20 protein-coding genes are annotated in these 24086 nt (G+C 73.8%); 6 read left to right on the forward strand and 14 right to left on the reverse strand.

Features of this window, described 5'->3' with window-relative positions:
* From IE295_RS21245 to IE295_RS21255, 3 genes are all read right to left on the reverse strand, one after another.
* Complete coding sequence (locus IE295_RS21245; RefSeq protein WP_190065292.1) at positions 1-1656, reverse strand: sigma-70 family RNA polymerase sigma factor; 1656 nt, start codon at positions 1654-1656, stop codon at positions 1-3.
* 111 nt (positions 1657-1767) lie between these two features.
* Positions 1768-2784, reverse strand: coding sequence for a PH domain-containing protein (locus tag IE295_RS21250; protein WP_190065293.1), 1017 nt, complete (start codon positions 2782-2784; stop codon positions 1768-1770).
* Positions 2781-3293 (reverse strand): PH domain-containing protein, encoded by a 513-nt coding sequence (locus tag IE295_RS21255; protein ID WP_190065294.1) that lies wholly within the window; start codon positions 3291-3293, stop codon positions 2781-2783. Before IE295_RS21255 ends, IE295_RS21250 begins: the two co-directional genes overlap by 4 nt.
* An 86-nt stretch (positions 3294-3379) precedes the next feature.
* Between IE295_RS21255 and IE295_RS21260 the strand changes: the two genes are divergently transcribed.
* Positions 3380-3979 carry a TetR/AcrR family transcriptional regulator gene (locus IE295_RS21260; RefSeq protein ID WP_190065295.1) on the forward strand — a complete coding sequence of 200 codons (600 nt, stop codon included), beginning with the start codon at positions 3380-3382 and terminating at the stop codon, positions 3977-3979.
* Here IE295_RS21260 and IE295_RS21265 read toward each other — a convergent pair.
* The 6 genes from IE295_RS21265 to iolC all read right to left on the reverse strand — a co-directional run bounded on the left by IE295_RS21265 (position 3969) and on the right by iolC (position 12395).
* Positions 3969-6068, reverse strand: coding sequence for an FUSC family protein (locus IE295_RS21265; protein WP_190065296.1), 2100 nt, complete (start codon positions 6066-6068; stop codon positions 3969-3971). The two genes, IE295_RS21260 and IE295_RS21265, sit on opposite strands and share 11 nt — an antisense overlap.
* Before the next feature lie 50 nt (positions 6069-6118).
* Entirely contained in the window at positions 6119-7612 is a 1494-nt protein-coding gene (locus IE295_RS21270) for a CoA-acylating methylmalonate-semialdehyde dehydrogenase (RefSeq protein ID WP_190065297.1), read from the reverse strand.
* A 20-nt stretch (positions 7613-7632) separates the two neighbouring features.
* Positions 7633-9516: a 3D-(3,5/4)-trihydroxycyclohexane-1,2-dione acylhydrolase (decyclizing) gene (gene iolD, locus IE295_RS21275; protein ID WP_190065298.1), complete on the reverse strand. Its 1884-nt coding sequence runs from the start codon at positions 9514-9516 to the stop codon at positions 7633-7635.
* Positions 9513-10415, reverse strand: a complete 903-nt coding sequence (gene iolB, locus IE295_RS21280) for a 5-deoxy-glucuronate isomerase (RefSeq protein WP_190065299.1) — start codon at positions 10413-10415, stop codon at positions 9513-9515. The genes iolD and iolB overlap by 4 nt, the downstream gene beginning before the upstream one ends.
* A 130-nt stretch (positions 10416-10545) precedes the next feature.
* Complete coding sequence (locus IE295_RS21285) at positions 10546-11424, reverse strand: Cgl0159 family (beta/alpha)8-fold protein (protein ID WP_190065300.1); 879 nt, start codon at positions 11422-11424, stop codon at positions 10546-10548.
* Positions 11421-12395 carry a 5-dehydro-2-deoxygluconokinase gene (gene iolC / locus IE295_RS21290; RefSeq protein WP_190065301.1) on the reverse strand — a complete coding sequence of 325 codons (975 nt, stop codon included), beginning with the start codon at positions 12393-12395 and terminating at the stop codon, positions 11421-11423. Before iolC ends, IE295_RS21285 begins: the two co-directional genes overlap by 4 nt.
* Before the next feature lie 227 nt (positions 12396-12622).
* On the opposite strand from iolC, the gene IE295_RS21295 reads away from it, so the two are divergent.
* The 5 genes from IE295_RS21295 to IE295_RS21315 all read left to right on the forward strand — a co-directional run bounded on the left by IE295_RS21295 (position 12623) and on the right by IE295_RS21315 (position 16440).
* Positions 12623-13552: a sugar phosphate isomerase/epimerase family protein gene (locus IE295_RS21295; RefSeq protein ID WP_190065302.1), complete on the forward strand. Its 930-nt coding sequence runs from the start codon at positions 12623-12625 to the stop codon at positions 13550-13552.
* A 66-nt stretch (positions 13553-13618) separates the two neighbouring features.
* Complete coding sequence (locus tag IE295_RS21300) at positions 13619-14641, forward strand: Gfo/Idh/MocA family protein (RefSeq protein ID WP_190065303.1); 1023 nt, start codon at positions 13619-13621, stop codon at positions 14639-14641.
* A 20-nt stretch (positions 14642-14661) separates the two neighbouring features.
* Entirely contained in the window at positions 14662-15663 is a 1002-nt protein-coding gene (locus IE295_RS21305) for a Gfo/Idh/MocA family protein (protein ID WP_190065431.1), read from the forward strand.
* Between the two features lie 253 nt (positions 15664-15916).
* A complete protein-coding gene (locus IE295_RS21310) occupies positions 15917-16120 on the forward strand; it encodes a MerR family transcriptional regulator (RefSeq protein WP_190065304.1) in 204 nt (67 codons plus the stop codon).
* Positions 16121-16227: 107 nt separating this feature from the next.
* Entirely contained in the window at positions 16228-16440 is a 213-nt protein-coding gene (locus IE295_RS21315) for a heavy-metal-associated domain-containing protein (RefSeq protein ID WP_190065305.1), read from the forward strand.
* A gap of 465 nt (positions 16441-16905) precedes the next feature.
* Here the strand turns inward: IE295_RS21315 and IE295_RS21320 are convergent, their stop codons facing one another.
* The 5 genes from IE295_RS21320 to IE295_RS21340 form a co-directional block, all read right to left on the reverse strand.
* On the reverse strand, positions 16906-18195 hold the full coding sequence (locus tag IE295_RS21320; RefSeq protein WP_190065306.1) for a citrate synthase: 1290 nt from the start codon (positions 18193-18195) through the stop codon (positions 16906-16908).
* A gap of 169 nt (positions 18196-18364) precedes the next feature.
* On the reverse strand, positions 18365-20605 hold the full coding sequence (gene recD2, locus IE295_RS21325) for an SF1B family DNA helicase RecD2 (protein WP_190065307.1): 2241 nt from the start codon (positions 20603-20605) through the stop codon (positions 18365-18367).
* Positions 20606-20901: 296 nt separating this feature from the next.
* The gene (locus tag IE295_RS21330) at positions 20902-21732 is read right to left on the reverse strand and encodes a sugar phosphate isomerase/epimerase family protein (protein ID WP_190065308.1); all 831 of its coding nucleotides are present in this window, start codon (positions 21730-21732) and stop codon (positions 20902-20904) included.
* Positions 21729-22880 (reverse strand): dihydrodipicolinate synthase family protein, encoded by a 1152-nt coding sequence (locus IE295_RS21335; RefSeq protein ID WP_190065309.1) that lies wholly within the window; start codon positions 22878-22880, stop codon positions 21729-21731. The genes IE295_RS21330 and IE295_RS21335 overlap by 4 nt, the downstream gene beginning before the upstream one ends.
* Positions 22877-24061 carry a Gfo/Idh/MocA family protein gene (locus IE295_RS21340; protein WP_190065310.1) on the reverse strand — a complete coding sequence of 395 codons (1185 nt, stop codon included), beginning with the start codon at positions 24059-24061 and terminating at the stop codon, positions 22877-22879. The genes IE295_RS21335 and IE295_RS21340 overlap by 4 nt, the downstream gene beginning before the upstream one ends.
* Positions 24062-24086: the final 25 nt, after the last annotated feature.

Below are 24086 nucleotides of genomic sequence, written 5' to 3' on the forward strand. Positions count from 1 at the left end.
CTACCGTGCTCCGAAGACCTGGGTCCACCTCGGGCCGCCCGGGGCCTTGTTGATGCCGATGCCGATCTCCTTGAAGCTGCAGTTGAGGATGTTCTTGCGGTGGCCGTCGCTGTGCATCCAGGAGTCCATGACCGAGGCGGGGGTCTGCTGCCCGTAGGCGATGTTCTCGCCGTAGGTGCTCCACCGGTAGCCGGCGGCGGTGACGCGCTCGCCGGGGCCCTTGCCGTCGGGGTTGGTGTGGTCGAAGAAGCCGCGGGAGGCCATGTCGTCGGAGTGGCCCTGGGCGGCGGCGTCGAGGAGGCTGTTCTCCGTCACCGGCGAGCAGCCCACCTTCGCGCGCTCGGCGTTCACGAGGTCGACGACCTGCTGGGCGAGGGGGCCGCCGCCGCCGGACGGGGCCTTGCTCTTGCGCGGGGTGGGCTTGGGCGCGGCCGCGGTGCGCTCGGGGGCGTCGCTTCCGGAGGACTCGGACGCCTTGGAGGAGGGCTTGGCCCCCGGCGTCGAGCTGCTGGGCGAGGGGCTCGCCGAGGCCGAGGCGCTGGGCTTGGCGGACTGCGAGGGGGTGGCGCGCAGCGGCGACGGCTCGGCGGCGTTGAGCTGCTTCAGGCTGCTCCCGGCGGCGTCCGTCTCGGCCGCGACGGTCTGCTCGGACTCGTCCTGGAAGAGGTAGCCGCCGCCGAGTACGCCGCCGGCTATGAGCGCCAGTACGCCGGCGCCGACGGCGGCCCGCCGGGTCGTACGGTTCGTGCGGGAGGCACCGCGGCCGTGGCCGCGGGCGGCCCGGCGGCCGTGGCCGCCCGCGCGGCGGGCGTGGGCGCGGCCGCCCATCGGCGCCGCGTGGGCCACCGACTCGGTCGGCAGCGTCGCGGCGCCGCCGCGCCACCAGCCGAGCAGCGCGCCCCCGACGGGCACCAGGCCGAGGCCGACGAGCAGCCCCTCGGCGGGAACGAGCACGGCCAGGGCGCCGGTGCAGCGGCCGCAGCCGCGCACGTGGCGGGCGACGCGCTTGCGCCACAGTGCGGAGGGGACGCCGTCCCAGGTGGCGGTGGTCTCGGCGAGCTGCGGGCAGCGGGGGTGGGCGGCGAGCGCCTGGACCACGCCCCGGGCGATGTCCAGCTGGGCCTTGGTCCGCTGGATGCGCACGGCGGCGTGCTGCGGGCTGAGCTCGAGGGCGGAGGCGACCTCGGCGCGCGTCAGCTCGCCGGCGGCCTCCAGCCACCACAGCGACAGGACCTCCTGCTCGCCCTCGTCGAGCCAGCGGGTGGCCTCGGCGGCCTCCTTGCGCTGCCCCGCGAGGCCCAGTCGCACGATGGTCAGGTCGACGAAGTCGGCCTTGGGGTCGGCGACCTCGCCGACCACGTCCTGCAGTCCACTGACGGGAGCCTCGGGGCGGGGCTCCCGGCAGTGGCTGCGTATCTGGTTCATGGTGATCGCGACGAGCCAGGAGCGGAAGCTCGCGGGATCGCGCAGGCCGTCGAGGCCGTTGATCACGCGGAGCATGGTGTCCTGGACGACGTCGTCGACGTCCGCGTGGCCGTTGAGCGCCCGCCCGACGATGTTGTAGACCAACGGCAGGTGAGTGGCGACGAGCTCGTCCTGTGCCGCCGTGTCACCGGCCCGCGCCGCCTCGATCACGGCCACGCTCACACTCTTCACGCCCGCACCTCTTTCCGCACCCGCCACATTGGCGTTCGATCCGACACCTAGGAGACCGGGGGGTCGGTCCGCAGATAACAAAAAGTTGGGTGCGAATGTACGACAGACTTTTCAGGCATCTGTGTGGATCAAGAACTCACGGACGATTCCCGGAGCCGCGTACTCCGCGAACTCGGCCGCTTCCGCCGCCGACATGTCCGGTATGCGATATCCGTCCTCCCCTGCGGGCACCGCCGCAGTGAGAGTGACCACACCTGCCCGGCGCGCAAAGGGCGTATCGGTAAATGTCCATGCCTGTACGGCATTCCGGGCGAGCGTCACCGTCTCCCGTCCGAACGTGCCGGACCGCACGACGAGATACCGGCCGCGGACCGCGTGTCCGAGTGCCCGGTAGGCGTCCCGGGCGAGGAGCAGGGCCACCGGAGAGGCGGCCAGCGCCCAGCCCGCCGCGCAGGCGAGCAGCACGGGCAGTGCGAGCAGCCACCCCAGCACCGTGAGCACCACGACCACCGGCAGCACCCACCAGCCGAGCGCGGCCACGGCCCGTCGCCGCAGACCGGCCCGGGGGTGCCCGCGCAGCCCGGAGACGTCGACGCCCTCGCCGAGCACCCCCGCGCGCACCCGCTCGGCCTCCGCCTTCGGCGAGGGCGGCAGGACCACGCTGCGGGTGCGGTTCTGGTCGCGGTTGCCCAGGCCGCCGGCCACGGCCCGTACGGACGCGCCGCCGCCGGCCCGCAGCAGCAGCGGCTCGCGCAGCGCGACCCCGCACAGCAGGCCGGGCTCGATGGAGACGGGATCCTTGGCCGACAGGCCCCGGTGGACGGCGAGGCCGCCCTCGCGGGTCCGCTCGAGCCGGTAGCGCGACCAGTTCAGGGCGTGCATGCCCAGCGCGCCCGCCACGCCCAGCGCGGTCATGACCAGCAGCGCGAGGGGGACGGACACCCACAGCGCGTCGCCGCCGAAGGTCTCGGCCAGGCGCCGCACGAAGCCGAGCCGCCAGGGCTTGACGCCCGTCGCCTTGAGGATCTTCCACACCGTTCCGGCGGCGATGAGGACGCCTCCCCAGACCCAGAAGGTGAGCGGGGCGTAGCGGAGCCGGCGCACGTCCGCCGTCGCGAGGACCGTCACGCCGCCACCCCCGCCCGGATGCGCCCGGCCAGCGCCTCGGCCTCGGCCTCGGGCACCCCCGCGATCCGCAGGCCGGCCGCGGACGAGCCGGTGGCGACGGTGACGGTGGCGAGCCCGTACAGCCGCTGCAGCGGTCCGCGCCGGACGGCGACGTCGCGCACGCCGGCCAGCGCCACGATCCGGCGCCGGCGGCGGTACCAGCCGCTCGCCGCGTAGACGGCCGCCTCCCCCACCTCCCAGGCGTGCACGCGGCAGCGCAGGGCGGGCACGGCCAGGGCGTACCCGAGCGCGGGCGCGACGGCGGCGGCGGTGAGCGGGGCCAGCCAGGGCAGCGCCCCGGGGAAGAAGAGGAACGAGAGGGTGAGGAGCGCGCCGGCCGCGAGGAGCGCCGGGCCGCCGACGGCGAGCCAGGCGCGGGCGGTCCACCAGCGGCGGGCACGGGGGCCGACACGATGGCGTGGGGGCCGGAGCCGCCCGATTTGAGAATGGTGCGGGTTTCCGGCCACCATGTCCCCCGTTCTTTCCAAGTCAGTTGTACTGCCAGGCGGCAGGTTATTGCAATACAACTGACCTGTAAAAATCGGAGGCAGCAATCGTGCCCAAGCGTGTCGATCACGACGAACGGCGTCGCCGCATCGCCGAGGCCCTCTGGCGGATCGCGTCCACGCGCGGCCTCGAGGGTGCGAGCCTGCGCGACGTGGCGGCCGAGGCGGGCATCTCGCTCGGGCAGCTGCAGCACTACTTCCGCAGCCGGGGCGACATGCTGGTGTTCGCGCTCGACCACATCAACGAACTCGCCGCGCGGCGCATCCGCGCGCGGATCGAGGCGTCGGCCGCCGTTCCCTCGCCGCGCGTGATCCTGCGCGAGTCCGTCGCCGAGATGCTGCCGCTGGACGCCGAGAGCCGCAGCGGGAACCTGGTGCAGGTCGCGTACTTCCTGCACGCCGTGCACGACGAACGGCTGCGGGGGCACGCGAAGGAGGGCGTTCCGGTGCTGCGGGCGCTGTTCGCGGACCAGATCCGGCGGGCGATGGCGGACGGTCAGATCGCCCCGGACCGCGACCCGGACACCGAGGCGACGCTGCTGATCTGCCTGGTCGACGGGCTGACGAGCTACACGCTGCTCGACGTGCACTCGCCGGCCGAGGCGATGGCGCTGGCCGACGCCCACCTGGACCGGCTGTTCACGCCGTAGGCCGCCCCGGCGGCTCCCGCCGCCTGCGCGGCGCCACGGCGTCCGCCAGCTCGTCCATGGCGTCCAGCAGCAGCTCGGTCGCCCGCACCGCCACCCCCTCGCCCCCCACCGCCGCCCGCCACGCGGCGTACGCCTCGTGCGGCCCGGTCCAGTCCGGGCGGCGGCGCTCCCGTACGGCCGCGGCCGCGTCCGGCATGGCGTCGCGCAGGGCGGCCGCGAACTCCTCGGCCCCCGGCGACGGCCGGGCGTCGCTGTCGGGGAAGTGAGCCTCCATCAGCATCGTGGCGCGGCCCATGGTGGCCAGGGACGACTCCGCCGCGCGCTCCGCCCGGCGGGAGATGCCGCGGTGGCGCACCGGCTCCTTCTCCGCGCGGGCGACGGCCTCCTCCCACTCCAGGCGGGCGGCCCTCTGGTCCAGCAGGGCCTCGCGCACCCGGCGCGGCTTGCGGACGTCGGGGTGGGCGTAGCGGGCGAGGACAGCCATCGCGTAGCGGCCGTTGGCCTCGAGCCAGTCGGCGAGGCGGTCGCGCAGCCTGAGCGTCTCCCAGGCGGGGAAGACGGCGTACGCGGCGAGCGCCAGCAGCCCGCCCAGCAGGGTCAGCGCCAGCCGGGCCCAGACGGTCTGCGACCAGCCCTCGCCCGCGATGCCCAGCAGGAAGACGACGTAGGCGGCGATGCAGGTGGAGGCGACGCTGTAACCCGTGCGCATCAGCAGGTACATCAGCCCGATGCACAGCACGGCCAGCCCCGCGCAGACGTACATGCCGGGGTGGGCGAGTGCCATGAGTCCGCCGGCGAGCCAGACGCCGACGACGGTCCCGGCGAAGCGGGCGACGCCGCGCGAGTAGGTCTGGGCGAAGTCGGGGCGCATGACCATCACCGAGGTCATGGGGGCCCAGTAGCCGTGTCCGAGGGGCAGCGCCGTGCCCAGGGCGTAGCCGAGCGAGACCACCGCCGTGACCCGCACGGCGTGCCGCCCGATGGCCGAGGACCAGCGCGCCTCGCGGCGCAGGGCGCGCAGGCCGACGGGCACGAGGCGGGGCACGGAGGGACGCAGCAGGTGGCGGCGCTCCTCGGGGACGGTGGGGCGGGTGGACTCGACGCGTTCGTCGGCGGACTCGACGACGTCCGCGAGCAGCACCATCAGCCGCAGCGCGGACCGCCGGGCGGCGCCCGTGAGGACCAGGTCGTTCTCGTCGGGCACGTCCAGGGCGGCCATGACCTCCGGGCTGACCTTCACCGGCCGCCCCCAGCGCACCGCGTGCGCCACCGCGTCGAGCACGGTCGCCGCGGCGCCCAGCAGTTCGCGCGTCCGGTCGCGCTCGGGGCCCTCGGGGGGCGCGCCGAGGACGGGGTCGGCGAGCGAGGCCAGGACGGGCCGCAGCCGCTCGGCCAGGCCGCGCGGGCCGCCGAGCTGGCCGGGCCGCCGTCTGGCCTGGCGCGGGGTCAGGGAGGCGGCGCTGCGGGCGTCCATGAGCGGCTGCGGGTCGAAGGTGGCCACCGGGTCGTGGCGGAGCCGGCGCGCGTAGTCGGCCTCGGCGGCGAGCGCGTCCGCGAGGGCGTCGCGCTGGCGCCCCCAGGGCCGGATGGGGAAGACGACGATGAGCGCGGCCTGCACGAGCCCGCCGAAGGCGATCAGGCCGGCGTGGTGCAGCGCCCCCAGCACGGAGGTCGGCAGGGTGACGGTGAACAGCATGACGGCGACCATCTGCGAGGCCACCATCCCCGACACCGGCCCGATCGCCCACGCCATGCCCGCCAGCAGCGTCCACACGGCCAGCAGGACGGCGAAGACGACGTGGTCGGCGATGGCCATGTAGCCCACGAACGTGCTGAAGGCCAGCCCCATCGCCACGGCGAGCGCCAGCACCGGCCGCGGCCGCCAGCTGCGCTGGAAGGTCGCCAGCCCCGAGGCGAAGGCGCCGAACGCCGAGGACACCGCGAGCCGCGGGGTGCCCAGCCACAGCGTGAGACCGATGACGATCGCCACCCCGCACGCGCCGCGCAGCGCGACCAGCGGCTCCAGGCTGGCCTTCTCGATCGTCAGCCCGGCGCGTGCGGTGTCCTTCAGCGCGCTCGACCAGGTCATGCCCCGAGCTTACGGTCCATACCGCAGCAAACCGGCACAACCCAACCGGCTCACCGGTGGCTGGGGAACCCCAGGTCGACCCCGCCGTCGGCCGGGTCGGGCCACCGGGTGGTGACGACCTTGCCGCGCGTGTAGAAGCGCACGCCGTCGTTGCCGTAGATGTGGTGGTCGCCGAAGAGGGAGTGCTTCCAGCCGCCGAAGGAGTGGTAGCCCACCGGCACCGGGATGGGCACGTTGACGCCCACCATGCCCGCCTCGACCTCCAGCTGGAAGCGCCGGGCCGCACCGCCGTCGCGGGTGAAGACGGCCGTTCCGTTGCCCCACGGCGAGGCGTTGATGAGGGCCACGCCCTCCTCGTACGTCGCGACGCGCAGCACGCACAGCACCGGGCCGAAGATCTCGTCGCGGTACGCGTCGGCGGTGGTGGGCACCTTGTCCAGCAGCGACAGCCCGATCCAGTGGCCGTCCTCGTAGCCGGCCACCGTGAGGCCGGTCCCGTCGAGGACGACCTGCGCGCCCTGGGCGGCGGCGTCGTGGACGTAGGAGGCGACCTTGTCGCGGTGCGCCTTGGTGATCAGCGGGCCCATCTCGGACGCGGGGTCGTCGCCCGGACCGATCTTGATCTTCTCGGCGCGCTCGCGGATCTTCGCCACCAGCTCGTCGCCGCTGTCGCCGACCGCGACGACCGCCGAGATCGCCATGCAGCGCTCGCCGGCCGAGCCGTAGGCGGCGGAGACGGCGGCGTCCGCGGCGGCGTCCAGGTCGGCGTCGGGCAGGACCAGCATGTGGTTCTTGGCGCCGCCGAGTGCCTGGACGCGCTTGCCGTGGGCGGAGGCGGTGGTGTGGATGTGACGGGCGATGGGCGTGGAGCCGACGAAGGAGACGGCCGCGACGTCCGGGTGCTCCAGGAGCCGGTCGACGGCGGTCCGGTCGCCGTTGACGACGTTGAGGACGCCGTCCGGCAGGCCGGCCTCGGCGGCGAGCTCCGCGAGGCGGATCGCGGGCGAGGGGTCCTTCTCGCTCGGCTTGAGCACGAAGGTGTTGCCGCAGGCGATGGCGAGCGGGAACATCCACATCGGCACCATGGCCGGGAAGTTGAAGGGCGTGATGCCCGCGACGACGCCGAGCGGCTGCCGGATGGAGGCGACGTCCACCCGGCTCGCGACCTCGGTGGACAGCTCGCCCTTGAGCTGCGTGGTGATCCCGCAGGCCAGCTCCACGATCTCCAGGCCGCGGGCGACCTCGCCCAGCGCGTCGGAGTGCACCTTGCCGTGCTCGGCGGTGATCAGCGCGGCGAGCTCGTCGCGGTGGGCGTCCAGCAGCGCGCGGTAGCGGAACAGCACCGACGTGCGCGCGGCCAGCGAGGAGCCGCCCCACGTCGCGTACGCGGCCTTGGCGGCCGCGACGGCAGCGTCGACCTCCTCGGCCGACGCGAACGCGACCCGGGTGGTGACGGCGCCGGTCGCGGGGTCGGTCACCGGCCCGTAGGTGCCGGAGCCGCCCTCGACGGACTTGCCGTCGATCCAGTGGTTGACGGTCTTCATCTGCTCGGCCTTCCTTACGGTCAAAGATAACGACGACGGGCGGCGGCGTTGCGGTCGTACTCCTCCCGGGCCGTCACGGCCGCCGGGCGGGTCGCGGTCTCGGCGACAGGCACATCCCACCACGCCTGCGCCGGTGGCGCGCCGGACACTGTGTCGCCTGTTTCGGTCTCCACATAGACACATGTGGGCCGGTCCGAGGCGCGCGCCTCGGCCAGCGCCGCGCTCAGCTCGCGGGTGGTGCGGGGGCGCAGCACGGTCATGCCGAGGGAGGCGGCGTTGGCGGCCAGGTCGACGGGCAGCGGGTCGCCGGTGTACGTGCCGTCGGGCGCCCGGAAGCGGTAGGCGGTGCCGTAGCGCTCGCCGCCGACGGACTCCGAGAGGCCGCCGATCGAGGCGTAGCCGTGGTTCTGCACGATGATCACCTTGATCGCGATGCCCTCCTGCACGGCCGTGACGAGCTCGGTCGGCATCATCAGGTACGTGCCGTCGCCCACCAGCGCCCACACCGGCCGTCCGGGGTCGGCGAGCCGCACGCCGATGGCGGCCGGGATCTCGTAGCCCATGCAGGAGTAGCCGTACTCCAGGTGGTACTGGCGGCGGGAGCGGGCCCGCCAGAGCTTGTGCAGGTCGCCCGGCAGCGAGCCCGCCGCGTTGATGATCACGTCCTCGTCGCCCACGACGGCGTCCAGCGCGCCGAGCACCTGCGCCTGGGTGGGGCGGGCGCCGTCGCCCCGGCCGTCCCGCGACGAGTACGCGCGCGTGACCGTCGCCTCCCACTGCGCCTTGCCTGCGGTGTACGCGCTGGCGTACGCGTCCGGGACGCGGTAGCCGGCCAGTTGCCCGGTCAGCGCCTCCAGCCCGCTGCGGGCGTCGGCGACGAGCGGCAGGCCCGCCATCTTGTGCGCGTCGTAGGGGGCGATGTTGAGGTTGACGAAGCGGACGTCCGGCGCGGCGAAGAGGGTGGCGGAGGCGGTGGTGAAGTCGCTGTAGCGGGTGCCGGCCCCGATGACGACGTCGGCGCCGCCGGCGAGCGCGTCGGCGACGGCGGTGCCGGTGTGGCCGATGCCGCCGACGTCGCACGGATGGTCGTACCGCAGCGAGCCCTTGCCGGCCTGGGTGGAGGCGACGGGGATGCCGGTGGCGTCGGCGAGGGCGCGCAGGGCGTCCTCGGCCTCGCTGTGGTGGACCCCGCCGCCGGCGATCAGCAGGGGGCGCCGGGCGGCCCGTACCGCCGCGGCCGCCGCCTCGAGCTCCGCCGGGTCGGGGGCGGGACGGCGCACGTGCCAGACGCGGTCGGCGAGGAACTCCTCCGGCCAGTCGTACGCCTCCGCCTGGACGTCCTGGGGCAGGGCGAGGGTGACGGCGCCGGTCTCGACGGGGTCGGCGAGGACGCGGGCCGCCTGGAGGGCGGCGGGGATCAGCGCCTCGGGCCGCACGACGCGGTCGAAGAAGCGGGAGACGGGGCGCAGGCAGTCGTTGACGGAGACGTCGCCCGCGCCGGGGTGCTCGAGCTGCTGGAGGACGGGGTCGGCGGGGCGGGTGGCGAAGGTGTCGCCGGGCAGGAGGAGGACGGGCAGCCGGTTGATGGTGGCGAGGGCGGCGCCGGTGACGAGGTTGGTGGCGCCGGGGCCGATGGAGGTGGTGACGGCGTGGGCGGAGAGCCGGTCGTTGTGCCGGGCGTAGCCGACGGCGGCGTGCACCATGGCCTGTTCGTTGCGGCCCTGGAGGTAGGGCAGCGCGTCCCCGGACTCCAGCAGGGCCTGGCCGACGCCGGCGACGTTGCCGTGGCCGAAGATGCCCCAGCAGGCGGCGATCAGGCGGTGCCGGCGGCCGTCGCGCTCGGTGTACTGGTGGGCGAGGAACTCCACCAGCGCCTGGGCGACGGTGAGCCGTCGGGTCGTCATCGGGGGCCTCCGGAGGACGGCTCGTACAGCGGCAGGCGGGGGTCGGTGTCGTGGCCGGGCCAGGTGGAGCGGATCCAGGCGTGGCCGGGGTGGTCGCGGATGAGCCACTCCCGGCCGGGGCCGGGGCCGGCCATCACGTTGAGGTAGTACATGTCGTGGCCGGGCGCCGCGATCGAGGGGCCGTGCCAGCCGTCGGGGATGAGCACGGCGTCGCCGGTGCGGACCTCGGCGAGGACGTCCGTGCCCTTCTCGCGGGAGGGCGACACGCGCTGGTAGCCCAGGCCCGCCTCGCCGCCGGGGGCGGCGGCGATCTCGAAGTAGTAGATCTCCTCGAGCTCCGACTCCTCACCGGGGTGGTGCTCGTCGTGCTTGTGGGGCGGGTAGGAGGACCAGTTGCCGCCCGGAGTGAGGACCTCGACCGCGATGAGCCGCTCGCACGCGAAGACGTCGGCGGCGGCGAAGTTGTTGACCTGGCGGGAGCAGGTGCCGGTGCCGCGCAGTTCGACGGGGACGGCGGAGGCAGGCACGTAGCGGGCGGGCAGCGCCTGTTCGCAGCGCGCGCCGGCGAGCGCGAACCGTCCGCCCCCGGGAGAGGTCAGCGTGGTGTGCGTGTCGCGCGGGACGTAGGCGAAGTCGGTGACGGCGGTGAAGACGCTGTCCCGGCCGTCCAGTTCGAACGTCACCGCGCCGTCGTCGCCGGTGGCCACGACGCAGCCGCCGGCGAGCGGCAGCACGATCCACTCGCTGTCGCCGGAGGCGAAGGCGTGGGCGGCGCCCGGCTCCAGGGTCACCACCCGCAGCGAGGAGTACGCCCAGCCGGCGCGCTCCGGGCCGATGTCCAGGTCGTAGGCGCCGCCGGTGCCGGCTCCGGCGGGCAGGTGTCGGTGGTCAGAGGTCATGCGCGCATCTCCTGGCTCGGCACCGGACCGCTCGCCCGGGCCGCTCGTCGCCGCGGCGGGAGGTGTTCCCCCGTCCCGCCCCTTCCCGTTCCCCGGGGCGCTGCCGCCGCTCGCGCGGCACGGGCGTCGTTCACAGCAGCCCCACCGCCGTGTCGACCGCCCCGGCCACGTCCCCGTCGGCGGGGTACAGCAGCGCCCTTCCCACCACCAGCCCCTGCACCGTGGGCAGCCGCAGCGCCGACCGCCACCGCTCGTAGGCGGCGTCCTGGTCGGCGCCCACGTCGCCGCCGAGCAGCACGGCGGGCAGCGTCGAGGCCTCCATCACCCGCGCCATGTCCCGGGCGTCGTCGGTGACCGGCACCTTCAGCCAGGTGTAGGCGGACGTCGCGCCCAGGCCCGACGCGATGGCGAGGGATTTCGTGACCGCCTCCGCGCTCAGGTCGTTGCGCACGCGGCCGTCGACCCGCCGGGAGAGGAAGGGCTCCACGAAGACGGGCAGCCGGTGGGCCGCCATCTCGTCGATGGCGCGCGCGGCGGACTCCATCGTGGTCAGCGAGCCGGGGTCGTCGTAGTCGATGCGCAGCAGGAGCTTGCCGGCGTCGAAGCCCCGGCGGACGATGTCGCCGGCGCGGGGCCCGGTGAAGCGGTCGTCCATCTCGAAGGACGCCCCGTGGAGGCCGCCGCGGTTCATGGAGCCCATGACGACCTTGTGCTCCAGGGCGCCGAGCAGCAGCAGGTCGTCGAGGATGTCGGCGGTGGCGAGCACGCCGTCCACGCCGGGCCGGGAGAGCGCGAGGCACAACCGCTCCAGCAGATCGGCCCGGTTGGCCATCGCCAGGCGCCGGCCGCCCACGTCGAGCGCGCCGCGCGCCGTGTGGTCGGCGGCGACGATCATCAGCCGTCCGCTGTCGCCGACGAGCGGGCGGCGCGCGCGCAGGGCGGCGGCCTCGGCCACGGCCTCGGGGTGGCGGCTGCGCACGCGCGGCAGGTCGGCGATGCGGATGGTCAACGGGAACCCTCATTCTCGGCGGAACGGTCCAGCAGGTCCGCGACCTCGTCGGCGGTCGGCATCGCGGCGGAGCAGGCCAGCCGGGAGGCGACGACGGCTCCGGCGGCGTTGGCGAACCGTACGGCGCGCTCCAGCTCCCATCCCGCCAGCAGCCCGTGGCACAGCGCGCCGCCGAACGCGTCGCCCGCGCCGAGTCCGTTGAGGACCTCGACCGGGACCGGTGGGACCTCGGCGACGGTGCCGTCGCGGTGGACGGCCAGCACACCCCGGGGGCCCTGCTTGACGACGGCGAGCTCCACGCCGGAGGCCAGCAGCGCCCGGGCGGCGGCGTACGGCTCGCGCTCGCCGGTGGCGACCTCGCACTCGTCGACGTTGCCGACGGCCACGGTGGCGTGGGCCAGGGCGGCCGCGTACAGCGGGCGGGCGGCCGCGGCGCCGTCGTCGCCCCAGAACACCGGCCGCCAGTCCAGGTCGAAGACGGTCGTCCCGCGCCGGCCCCGGGCCTCGAGCGCGGCCAGCGTGGCGGTGCGGCTGGGCTCCTCGCTCAGGCCCGTGCCGGTCATCCAGAAGACGCGGGCCGCCCGGACGGCGTCCAGGTCCAGCTCGGCGGTGTGGATCTCGAGGTCGGGGGCCTTGGGCCGGCGGTAGAAGTACAGCGGGAAGTCGTCCGGCGGGTGGATCTCGCAGAACGTGACGGGCGTGGGATAGGCGGCCACCGGTGTCACCCAGCGGTCGTCCACGCCGAAGTCGCGCAGCGCGTCGTGGAGGTAGCCGCCGAAGGGGTCGTCGCCGGTGCGGCTGATCAGCGCGGTCCGGCGGCCCAGCCGGGCGGCGGCGACCGCCACGTTGGCCGCCGAGCCGCCCAGGAACTTCCCGAACGTCTCGACCCGCGCCAGCGGCACCCCGGTCTGGAGCGGATAGAGGTCCACCCCGAGCCGGCCCATGGTGATGAGTTCGTACGGACCGGTCATGGTCTTCCTCGTCCCCTCCGCGCGGCGGCTCGCTCCGGGCTCAGGTCTAGCGGTGGGCGGACGACCCTGTCAAGCATTTGTCCTTACATAAGGACGTCCTCGTCCCGCTATTGACGTTACGTCCTTATGTCCGGACGAAATCTTGACACTCCTCCGCACAGCCAGGAAGCTACGGGCATCCCCAGCCTTCCCCGGTCAACGCCGACCGGCGAGAGGAGAGCCGCCGCATGGACCCCGCCGCCACGCCTTCGCCCCCTCCCCCCGCCCTGGACCGGATCCGCGTCGGATCCGCTCCCGACTCCTGGGGCGTCTGGTTCGCCGACGACCCGGCGCAGGTGCCCTGGCGGCGCTTCCTGGACGAGGTCGCGGAGGCCGGCTACGCGTGGATCGAGCTGGGCCCGTACGGCTATCTGCCCACCGACCCCGGTCTGCTGCTGGAGGAGACCGGCAGCCGGGGCCTGCACGTCAGCGCCGGCACGGTCTTCACCGCCCTGCACCGCGGCCCCGCCGTCTGGGAGCAGACTTGGGAGCAGGTCTCCCGGGTCGCCGGCCTCGCCCGCGCCACGGGCGCCGGCCACCTCGTGGTCATCCCCTCCTTCTGGCGCGACGACAGGACGGCCGAGCTGGTCGAGAGCCGCGAGCTGACCGCCGAGCAGTGGCGCCACCTGACCTCCGGCACGGAACGGCTGGCGCGGGAGGTCCTCGACGTCTTCGGGATGACCATCGCCGTCCACCCGCACGCCGACACCCACCTCGACACCGAGGCGCACGTCGAGCGCTTCCTCGACGCCACCGACCCCGCGCTGGTCAACCTGTGCCTGGACACCGGGCACTACGCCTACTGCGGCGGCGACAGCGTCAAGCTCATCAAGACCTACGGCGAACGGATCGGCTACCTCCACCTCAAGCAGGTGGACCCGGCCGTCCTCGCGGACGTCGTGGAGCGGGGCACGCCCTTCGGCCCGGCCGTGCGGCAGGGCGTGATGTGCGAACCGCCGCGCGGCGTCCCCGCGCTGGAGCCCGTCCTGACCGCGGCACAGGGCCTGGGCGTCGACCTCTTCGCCATCGTCGAGCAGGACATGTACCCCTGCCCGCCCGGGAAACCGCTGCCCATCGCCCGGCGCACCCGCGCCTTCCTGCGCTCCTGCGGCGCCTAGCCCCCGCCGCCCCCACCGGCCCTGAGACTCCCCAGCTCTGAGACCCCCAGCTCTGAGGAACGTGCAATGACGCGAGACGGAACACTCGGCGTGGCCGTGATCGGCACCGGCAGAATGGGATCGGACCACGTCCGGCGCATCGACGAGGTCATCAGCGGAGCCCGGGTGGCGGCCGTCGTCGACATCGACGGCGAGCGCGCCGCGGCCGTGGCCGCCTCCGTCGCGGACTGCGCCGCCTACACCGACCCGGCCGCCGCGATGGCGGACGACGCGGTGGACGCCGTCCTCATCGCCTCCCCCGGACCGGCCCACGAGGCGGCACTGCTCGAGGCGTTCGCCCATGACCTGCCCGTGCTGTGCGAGAAGCCGCTCACCCCGGACGCCGCGTCGGCGCTGCGGGTGATGGAGGCGGAGGTCCGGCTGGGACACCGGCGGGCGCAGGTGGGCTTCATGCGCCGCTACGACGCCGAGTTCCAGCAGCTCAAGGCGCTGCTGGACTCCGGGGCGTTCGGCCGGACGCTGATGCTGCACTGCACCCACCGCAACGCCGCCACCCCGCCCGGCTTCACCGACCAGATGATCATCCACGACTCGGTGGTGCACGAGATCGACGTGGCGCGCTGGCTGCTGGGCCAGGAGATCACCTCCGTCACCGTCCTGCGCCCGGCCCCCTCGGCCGCCGCGCCCGGGGGGCTGAGCGATCCCCAGCTCGTGCTGTTCGAGACCGAGGGGGGCGCGATCGTCGACGTCGAGGCCTTCCTCAACTGCGGCTTCGGCTACCAGGTGCGCTGCGAGGCGGTCGGCGAGCGCGGCACGGCCCGGGCCGGCGACGCGCACGGCCTGTACGTCAACGCCGCCGGCCGGTGGGGCGGGGAGATCGCCCCGGACTACGTGGTGCGCTTCCGCTCCGCCTACGACCGCGAGGTGCAGGCCTGGGTGGACGCCACCCGGCGCGACGAGACCACGGGCCCCGGCGTCTGGGACGGCTACGCGGCCGCCGCCGTCTGCGAGGCCGGCGTCCGGGCCCAGGCCACCGGCGAACGCACGCCGGTCACGCTCGTCCCCCGCCCGGCCCTCTACGGGGGGTGAGCACCGTGACGCACGGCGGACTGCGGATCGGGCTCCTCGGCGCGGGGCGCATCGGCACCTTCCACGCCGCCGCGCTGGCGGCCACGGACGGCGTCGCCGAGCTGGTGGTCGCGGACGCCGACCCGGCGCGGGCGGCGGCGCTCGCGCGGGCCGTCGGCGCGCACGCCGCGCGCACGGTGGGCGAGGTGCTCAACCACCGCGGCGTGGACGCGGTGGTGATCGCCGCCGCCACCCCGGCGCACGCCGGCCTGATCACCCGGGCGGCCCGGGCCGGGCTGCCCGCCTTCTGCGAGAAGCCCGTCGCCGCGGACCTGGCGGGCACGGTCACCGCGCTGCGCGAGGTGGAGGCGGCGGGCACGCTGTTGCAGATCGGTTTCCAGCGCCGCTTCGACGCCGGCTTCCTGGCGGCCCGCGAGGCGTTGCGCTCGGGGGCGCTGGGGCGGGTGCACACCATCCGCTGCGTCACCTCCGACGCCGCGCCGCCCCCGCCGGAGTTCCTGCCGCAGTCCGGGGGGCTGATCCGGGACTGCATGGTCCACGACTTCGACGCGGTGCGCTGGCTGACCGGGCGCGAGGTGGTGGAGGTGTACGCGCGGGGCTCGGACGCCGGTGCCGCCTTCTTCCGGGAGGCCGGCGACGTGGACAGTGCCGCGGCGCTGCTCACCCTGGACGACGGCACGCTGGTGACGGCCACCGCCACCCGTTGCAACGGCGCCGGGTACGACGTGCGCACCGAGCTGTCCGGGGAGCGCGACCAGTGGGTGGTGGGGCTGTCCGGGCGCGCGCCGCTGACCTCGGCCGAGCCGGACGGGCCCCCGGCGCCCGCACGGCCCTGGAGGGGCTTCCTGGAGCGGTTCGAGGGCGCGTACCGGGCCGAGCTCGCGGCGTTCGTACGGGCCGTGCGGGACGGTGCCGCGAGCCCCTGCCCCGGGGCGGAAGGGCTGCGCGCCCTGCACATCGCCGAGGCCTGCGAGGTCTCGCGGCGCGAGCGGCGTCCGGTGCGGCTGGCGGACGTCGGCTGAGACCGCCCGGGCCGTGGTCCGCAGGACTCGCAGGAGGACGGCTGTCACCTCGCGTGGCACGGCTGTTACGGAGTCACCTCCTTGTTACGGGCGTCACATCCGCGCGAGCCTTCCGTCACAGAAACCGGACAGCCGCTCCGCCTGATCACTCAGCGTCGTTCTCCGGGGACAGGCTGACGATCACCAAGGCCGTGCCGCAGGTCCCCCAACGGACCCCCCTCCGTGACTGCGGCACAGCGGAGAGGCGCGAGAGATGACCGACCGTCGACTCTGGTCCTACAAGGAAATCGCGGCACACATCGGCGTGCAGACCGACACCGTGCGCTCCTACCGCAAGCACGGACTGCTCCCCTCCCCGGACCTCAACGAGGGCGGGAAGCCGTACTGGTTCGCCGACACCATCCGCACCTGGGTCGCCTCCCGGCCCGGCAACCGCAACCGCCGCCCGAGATCCTGACGCCCGCGGCGTATTTCCCCTCACCCCTACCCCCGGACATACCCCCGGGGGGTAGTCTTGTTGCCGCCGTCATACGGCACCCGAACATTCCCTACCGAGGAGTTCCCATGACCACCACCGTCTACAAGGTGACCGGCATGACCTGCGGCCACTGCGAGTCCGCCGTGACGAGCGAGCTCTCCACGATCGCCGGCGTCACCTCGGTCGCGGCCGTCGCGGCCACGGGCCTGGTCACCGTCACCGCCGGCGGCGAGCTGGACGACGAGGCCGTCCGCGCGGCCGTGGACGAGGCGGGCTACGAGCTCGTCGGCCGCGCCTGACACGCCCCTGACGTCCCGCTTTCTCCTGGAGACCTAGATCACAGCGATTGGCAGGTAACCATCGTGGGGGGACATTGGTCTAACCAGGCAGTGCTGGATCGTCTTGGGGGACGGACCGGCTACGCGTGGCCGGGACACGTACCCGGGGAGCTTTGAGCGGCCCTCCCGTACGTACGCGTCCCGGCAGATCGCGTCCGTCGGCTCCCGGCCGGGTCCCGTGGGGGGAATCCGCGCCGGGACAGAAAAGCGCCTCGCTCCGACCCGTGGGGGGATCGGAGACGGGGCGCTTTTCGCATGCCGGGCACATGCCGGCGCACACATCGGGCACATGCCGGCGCACACATCGGTGGGACCACGACGCGGGCGACCGGCAAACGCGAGGGCGCCCCGCACCGTCATCGGTGCGGGGCGCCCGTCGGCCCGCGTTGCGCGGGCCCGCGTGCCGTGCGGCCTGGGTGGCCCGGGTCAGCGCTGCTCGACCGGGACGAAGTCGCGCTCGACGACGCCCGTGTAGATCTGGCGCGGACGGCCGATGCGGGAACCCGGCTCCTTGATCATCTCGTGCCACTGGGCGATCCAGCCGGGGAGCCGGCCGAGCGCGAAGAGCACGGTGAACATCTCGGTCGGGAAGCCCATGGCCCGGTAGATCAGACCGGTGTAGAAGTCCACGTTGGGGTAGAGGTTGCGCGAGACGAAGTAGTCGTCGGAGAGCGCGTGCTCCTCGAGCTTCAGCGCGATGTCCAGCAGCTCGTCGGACTTGCCGAGCGCGGAGAGGACGTCGTGCGCCGCCGCCTTGATGATCTTCGCCCGGGGGTCGAAGCTCTTGTAGACGCGGTGGCCGAAGCCCATCAGGCGGACGCCGTCCTCCTTGTTCTTCACCTTGCGGATGAAGGAGTCCACGTCGCCGCCGTTGCGCTGGATGCCCTCGAGCATCTCCAGCACCGACTGGTTGGCGCCACCGTGCAGCGGGCCCCACAGGGCGTTGATGCCCGCGGAGATCGACGCGAACAGGTTGGCCTGCGAGGAGCCCACCAGGCGCACGGTCGAGGTCGAGCAGTTCTGCTCGTGGTCGGCGTGCAGGATCAGCAGCTTGTCCAGGGCGCTGACGACGACCGGGTCCAGCTCGAACTCCGCGGCGGGCACCGAGAAGGTCATGCGCAGGAAGTTCTCGACGTAGCCGAGGTCGTTGCGCGGGTAGACGATCGGGTGACCGATCGACTTCTTGTAGGCGTACGCCGCGATCGTCGGCAGCTTGGCCAGCAGCCGGATCGTCGACAGGTGACGCTGCTTCTCGTCGAACGGGTTGTGGCTGTCCTGGTAGAAGGTCGACAGCGCGCTGACCACGGAGGACAGCATGGCCATCGGGTGGGCGTCGCGCGGGAAGCCGTCGAAGAACCGCTTGACGTCCTCGTGCAGCAGGGTGTGCTGGGTGATCTCGCCCTTGAAGGTCGCCAGCTCGTCGACGGTCGGCAGCTCGCCGTTGATCAGCAGGAACGCCGTCTCGAGGAACGAGCTGCGCTCGGCCAGCTGCTCGATCGGGTAACCGCGGTAGCGCAGGATGCCCTGCTCACCGTCGAGGTAGGTGATCGCGGATTTATAGGCGGCGGTGTTGCCATAGCCGGAGTCCAGGGTCACCAGACCGGTCTGGGCACGCAGCTTGCCGATGTCGAAGCCCTTGTCGCCGACAGTGCTGTCGACCACCGGGTAGCTGTACTCGCCGTCCCCGTACCGCACTACTACAGAGTTGTCGCTCACGTCATCCCTCACCGACGTTGTGCCTCTTCTTCGAGGTGCCCTGACTACCCCTACCTTCCCCCATTTGGACGATGTACGTGCACTCGGGGTCGGCCATAGGGCCTAAAGACGGCACTCAGTGCCGCCCAGCCTGCCCATCCTGCCCCCTTCGCCCGCATTGGTAAACCGTTCAGAGACGAATGCCACCTCCGTCACGTCTTCCGCCGCTCCCCGCGAGCCGGTAATCGAGCCCTGTGAAGCGCCTGCCCGCGGACACCGTGCGCACCGCCTGCCCCAGTGCACGCCGGGAACCGACCAGCACCACGAGTCGCTTTGCCCGGGTTACCGCCGTATACAGCAGATTGCGCTGCAGCATCATCCAGGCACCCGTGGTGACGGGGATCACCACGGCCGGGTACTCGCTGCCCTGCGAGCGGTGGATGGTGACCGCGTAGGCGTGGGCGAGCTCGTCGAGCTCGTCGAAGTCGTAGCCGACCTCCTCGTCCTCGTCGGTGCGCACGGTCAGGCGCTGCTCGACGGCGTCCAGCGCGGTGACCACGCCCACCGTGCCGTTGAAGACTCCGTTCTGCCCCTTTTCGTAGTTGTTGCGAATCTGGGTGACCTTGTCGCCCACCCGGAAGACCCGGCCGCCGAAGCGCCGCTCGGGCAGGTCGGGCCGGGCGGGCGTAATGGCCTGCTGAAGCAGTCCGTTGAGCGTGCCGGCGCCCGCGGGACCGCGGTGCATGGGGGCCAGCACCTGGATGTCGCGGCGCGGGTCGAGCCCGAACCGGGCGGGGACGCGCCGCGCCGCCACGTCCACGGTGAGCCGGCCCGCCTCCTCGGTGTCCTCCTCGACGAAGAAGAAGAAATCCTTCATCCCGTGAGTGAGGGGGTGCGTCCCGGAGTTGATGCGGTGTGCATTGGTCACCACTCCGGACTGCTGCGCCTGCCGGAAGATCCGGGTGAGCCGGACCGCCGGGACCGGCCCGCCGTCGGCGAGCAGGTCGCGCAGCACCTCGCCGGCGCCCACCGACGGCAGCTGGTCGACGTCCCCGACGAGCAGCAGATGGGCTCCCGGCGGGACGGCCTTGACCAGCTTGTTCGCCAGCAGCAGATCCAGCATTGACGCCTCGTCGACCACCACCAGGTCGGCGTCCAGCGGCCGGTCGCGGTCGTAGGCGGCGTCGCCGCCGGGCTTGAGCTCCAGCAGCCGGTGGACCGTGGACGCCTCGGCGCCCGTGAGCTCGGAGAGCCGCTTGGCCGCCCGCCCGGTGGGCGCGGCCAGCACCACCCTGGCCTTCTTGGCGCGGGCCAGCTCCACCACGGACCGCACGGTGAAGGACTTGCCGCAGCCCGGCCCGCCGGTGAGGACCGCGACCCTGCTGGTGAGCGCGAGCCTGACCGCCTGCTGCTGCTCGGGCGCCAGCTCCGCGCCCGTTCGCCCCGCGAGCCAGGTCAGGGCCTTGTCCCAGTCGACGCCCTGGAACGCGGCCAGGCGGTCCTCCTCGGTGCGCAGCAGCCGCGTCAGCTGCCCGGCCAGGGAGAGCTCCGCCCGGTGGAAGGGGACCAGGTAGACGGCCGTGACCGGCTCGCCGCCGTCGGGGCCGGGAACGCTCTCGCGCACGACCCCCTCCTCGTCCGCGGCCAGTTCGGCGAGGCAGTCGATGACCAGGCCGGTGTCGACCTGGAGGAGCTTCACGGCGTCCGCGATGAGCTGCTCCTCGGGCAGGAAGCAGTGCCCCTGGTCGGTGGACTGCGACAGGGCGTACTGCAGGCCGGCCTTGACCCGGTCGGGACTGTCGTGCGGGATGCCGACGGACTGGGCGATCCGGTCGGCGGTGAGGAAGCCGATGCCCCAGACGTCGGCGGCGAGGCGGTAGGGCTGGTTGCGGACGACGGAGATCGAGGCGTCGCCGTATTTCTTGTAGATCCGTACGGCGATGGAGGTGGAGACGCCGACGCCCTGCAGGAAGACCATGACCTCCTTGATGGCCTTCTGCTCCTCCCAGGCGGCGCCGATCGATCGGGTGCGCTTGGGGCCGAGCCCCGGGACCTCGATCAGGCGCCCGGGCTCGCTCTCGATGACGTCGAGCGTGTCCGTGCCGAAGTGGCTGACGATGCGGTCGGCGATGCGCGGGCCGATGCCCTTGATCAGGCCGGAGCCCAGATAGCGGCGGATGCCCTGGATCGTGGCGGGCAGGACGGTCGTGTAGTTCTCCACGGTGAACTGCTTGCCGTACTGCGGATGGGATCCCCAACGCCCCTCCAGGCGCAGCGACTCGCCGGGCTGCGCGCCGAGCAGCGAGCCGACCACCGTGAGGAGGTCGCCGCCGCCGCGCCCGGTGTCGACGCGCGCGACCGTATAGCCGCTCTCCTCATTGGCGTAGGTGATCCGCTCGAGAACCCCTTCGACCACAGCCAGTTGCACCATGCCCCGACGGTACCGCCGGGGTCCGACAGGCGTTCGGGCCTGTGGATAACCGCGGTTCCGGTTTCCCGGAGCAGGGGGCAGGGGGCCGGGACGATGCGGGGGGGGGTGCCGGAACGATTCGAGGGGCCCGGTCCGACGACCGAGCCCCTCGTGTTCCCCCCGGAACCGGCTTCCCCTGAATCCCCCCGGATCCCTCCCCGGGAAGCCTGATGTTCATAACGACCCTCCACAGCGCCGAAGGGTTGCAACGATTCCAAGGCGTTATGATTCCGTTACCTAGGGTGCCGAACCCCAGGTCACAGCACATGCGTGCGATATCGCTCCAGCGTCTCGGCGAGCACCGCCGCGCCCTCACGCGCCCACAGCGACGGACTGAAGATCTCCACTTCGGCGGGCCCGGTGTACCCCGCCGCCTCCACCCGTTCGCGGAACCACCTCAGGTCCACGCACCCATCGCCCAGCTGTCCCCGCCCCAGCAACACCCCCTCAGGCAGCGGCGTGATCCAGTCGGCGAGCTGGAAGGCCGCGATCCGGCCGCCCTCCCCCGCCCGGACGAGCTGCCGGCCCACCGCGTCGTCCCACCACAGGTGGTAGGTGTCCACCACCACGCCCACCTGGCCGGCCGGGAACCGTTCGGCCAGGTCGAGGGCCTGACCGAGGGTCGACACCACGCAACGGTCGGAGGCGAACATCGGGTGCAGCGGCTCGATCGCCAGCCGCACCCCGTGCGCGGCCGCGTAGGGCCCCAGCTCGGCCAGGGCGTCGGCCAGCCGCTCGCGCGCGCCGGGCAGGTCCCGGCTGCCGGGCGGCAGCCCGCCCGCCACCAGCACGAGAGCGGCGGCCCCGAGCGTCGCCGCCTCCTCGACGGCGGCGCGGTTGCCGGCGAGCGCGCGACGCCGCCCGGCGGCATCGGCCCCGGTGAGGAAGCCCCCTCGGCACAGGCTGCTGACGGCCAGTCCGGCGCCGCGTACGAGCCGGGCGGCGGCCTCGGTGCCGTACTCCCGCACCGGCTCCCGCCACAGCCCCACCGCACCCACCCCGGCGGCCGCGCAGCCCGCCACCAGCTCGGGCAGCGACCACTGCCGGACCGTCTGCTGGTTGAGGCTGAACCGCTCCAGCCCGCTCACCGTTCCACCCCGTGGACCGCCAGCCAGCGCGCCATCCGCTCCCGGGCCCGTTCGGGGTCGGGGAACAGGCCGAGGCCGTCGCCCAGTTCGTACACCCTCGCGAGATGCGGCACCGGCCGCGCGGCGTGCAGGCCCGCGGGCATCACGAAGTGGTGCTGGTGCCCGGCCAGCCAGGCCAGGAAGACGATGCCCGTCTTGTAGAAGCGCGTCGGCGGCTCGAAGAGGTGCCGGGCCAGCGGAACCGTCGGATCCAGCACGGCCCGGAAGCCGTGCCGGTCGCCGGCGTCGAGCAGGCGCGCGGCATGGGCCGCCCACGGCCCCAGCGGGTCGAAGACGCCCAGCAGCGCGTCGCTGGACCCGCCCTCGTCGCCCTCGATCAGCTCCGGATAGTGGAGGTCGTCCCCCGTGAAGCACCGCACCCCCGCCGGCAGCCGCTGCCGCAGGGCCCGTTCGCGCCCCGCGTCCAGCAGCGAGACCTTCACCCCCTCGACCTTCCCGGGGTGGGCGGTCACGATCCGCAGCAGCGTGTCCGTGGCGGCGTCGAGGTCGGTGCTGCCCCAGTAGCCCTCCAGATGGGGGTCGAACATGGGGCCGAGCCAGTGGAGGATCACGGGTCGCTCCGTCTGGCGCGTCAGCCGCCCGTAAACCCGCTCGTAGTCCTCCGGTCCGCGGGCGACGGCCGCCAGGGCCCGGGAGGCCAGCACGACGGCCCGGGCGCCCGCCGACTCCACGACCTCGAGCTGCCGCTCGTAGGCCGCCGCGATGTCGTCCGGCGAACCGTAGGGCGGCGTCAGGTGGTCGGTGCCCGCCCCGCAGACGATCCGGCCGCCCACCGCCGCCGCCTCGGCCGCCGAACGCCGGATCAGCTCGGCGGCCGTGTCCCAGCCCAGGCCCATGCCGCGCTGGGCGGTGTCCATCGCCTCCGCGACGCCCAGCCCGTGCGCCCACAGGTGGCGGCGGAAGGCGAGCGTGGCGTCCCAGTCCAGGGCGGCGCGGCCGTCCGGGGTGGCGTCGCCGAAGGGGTCGGCCACGACGTGGGCGGCGGCCAGGACCGTACGGCGGCGCGGCGGCGGCCCGGGAGGCACCGGCCGCGCGGCCCGGGGCGTGTACGGGCGCAGGGCCCCGGACGCATCCGGCAGGCGGATCACGGCGCGGGCTCCGGCACGGCCAGCCGCCTGCCCTCCCGGGAGGACCGCAGGCCCGCCTCGGCGAGGGCCACCCCGCGCGCGCCCGCGAAGAGGTCGTGGCGCCAGGGGGTGCCCAGGGCGACGTGCCGCAGGAACAGCTCCCACTGCGCGCGGAAGGCGTTGCCGGCGTCCTCGGGGGCGTCCGGCACCTCCCGCCATTGCGCGCGGAAGTCCTCGGCGGCCGGCACGTCGGGGTCCCACACGGGCCGCGGGGTGGCCGAGCGGTGCTGGGCCCGGCAGTGGCGCAGCCCGGCCACCGCCGAACCCTCCGTCCCGTCGACCTGGAGCTCCAGCAGTTCGTCGCGGTGCACCCGAACGGCCCAGGAGGAGTTGAACTGCGCGACCGTGCCGCCCTCCAGTTCGAAGATGGCGTAGGCGGCGTCGTCGGCGGTGGCCTCGTAGGGCCGGCCACGCTCGTCCCAGCGGCGGTCGATGTGGGTCGCCAGGCGCGCCTGGACGGACCGTACGGGGCCGAACAGCTCGCGCAGCAGGTACTCCCAGTGGGGGAACATGTCGGCGGCCATGCCGCCGCCGTCCTGGGCGCGGTAGTTCCACGAGGGCCGCTGGGCGGGCTCCCTGTCGCCCTCGAGGACCCAGTAGCCGAACTCCCCGCGCACCGACAGCACGCGGCCGAAGAAGCCCTGGTCGACGAGCCGTCCGAGCTTGCGCGGCCCGGGCAGGAAGAGCTTGTCCTGGACGACGCCGTGCCGCACGCCCGCGGCCCGGGCGAGCCGGGCCAGCTCCAGGGCCTTGGCGTAGCTGCCCGCGACCGGCTTCTCGCAGTACACGTGCTTGCCCGCGGCGATGGCCCGGCGCAGCGCAGCGGGCCGCGCGGAGGTGGCCTGGGCGTCGAAGTAGACCTCGACGTCCGGGTCGGCGAGGACGGCGTCGAGGTCGGTGGACCACCGTTCGACGCCGTGGCGGGCGGCGAGCGCGGCCAGCCTGCCGCCGTCGCGGCCGACGAGGACCGGCTCGGGCCGCAGCGCCCCGCCGTCGCCGAGCGGGACGCCTCCTTGCTCACGGAGGGCGAGGAGGGACCGTACGAGGTGCTGGCGATGGCCCATACGGCCGGTCGCGCCGTTCACGGCGATGCGTATGTCCCTGGTCCTGGTGCCCGGTTTTCCGCTGCCCCTGGCCGTCATGAGCGGGTGCCCTCCCGTCCCCCGG

The organism is Streptomyces griseocarneus, from assembly GCF_014655595.1.
Classification (GTDB): domain Bacteria; phylum Actinomycetota; class Actinomycetes; order Streptomycetales; family Streptomycetaceae; genus Streptomyces; species Streptomyces griseocarneus.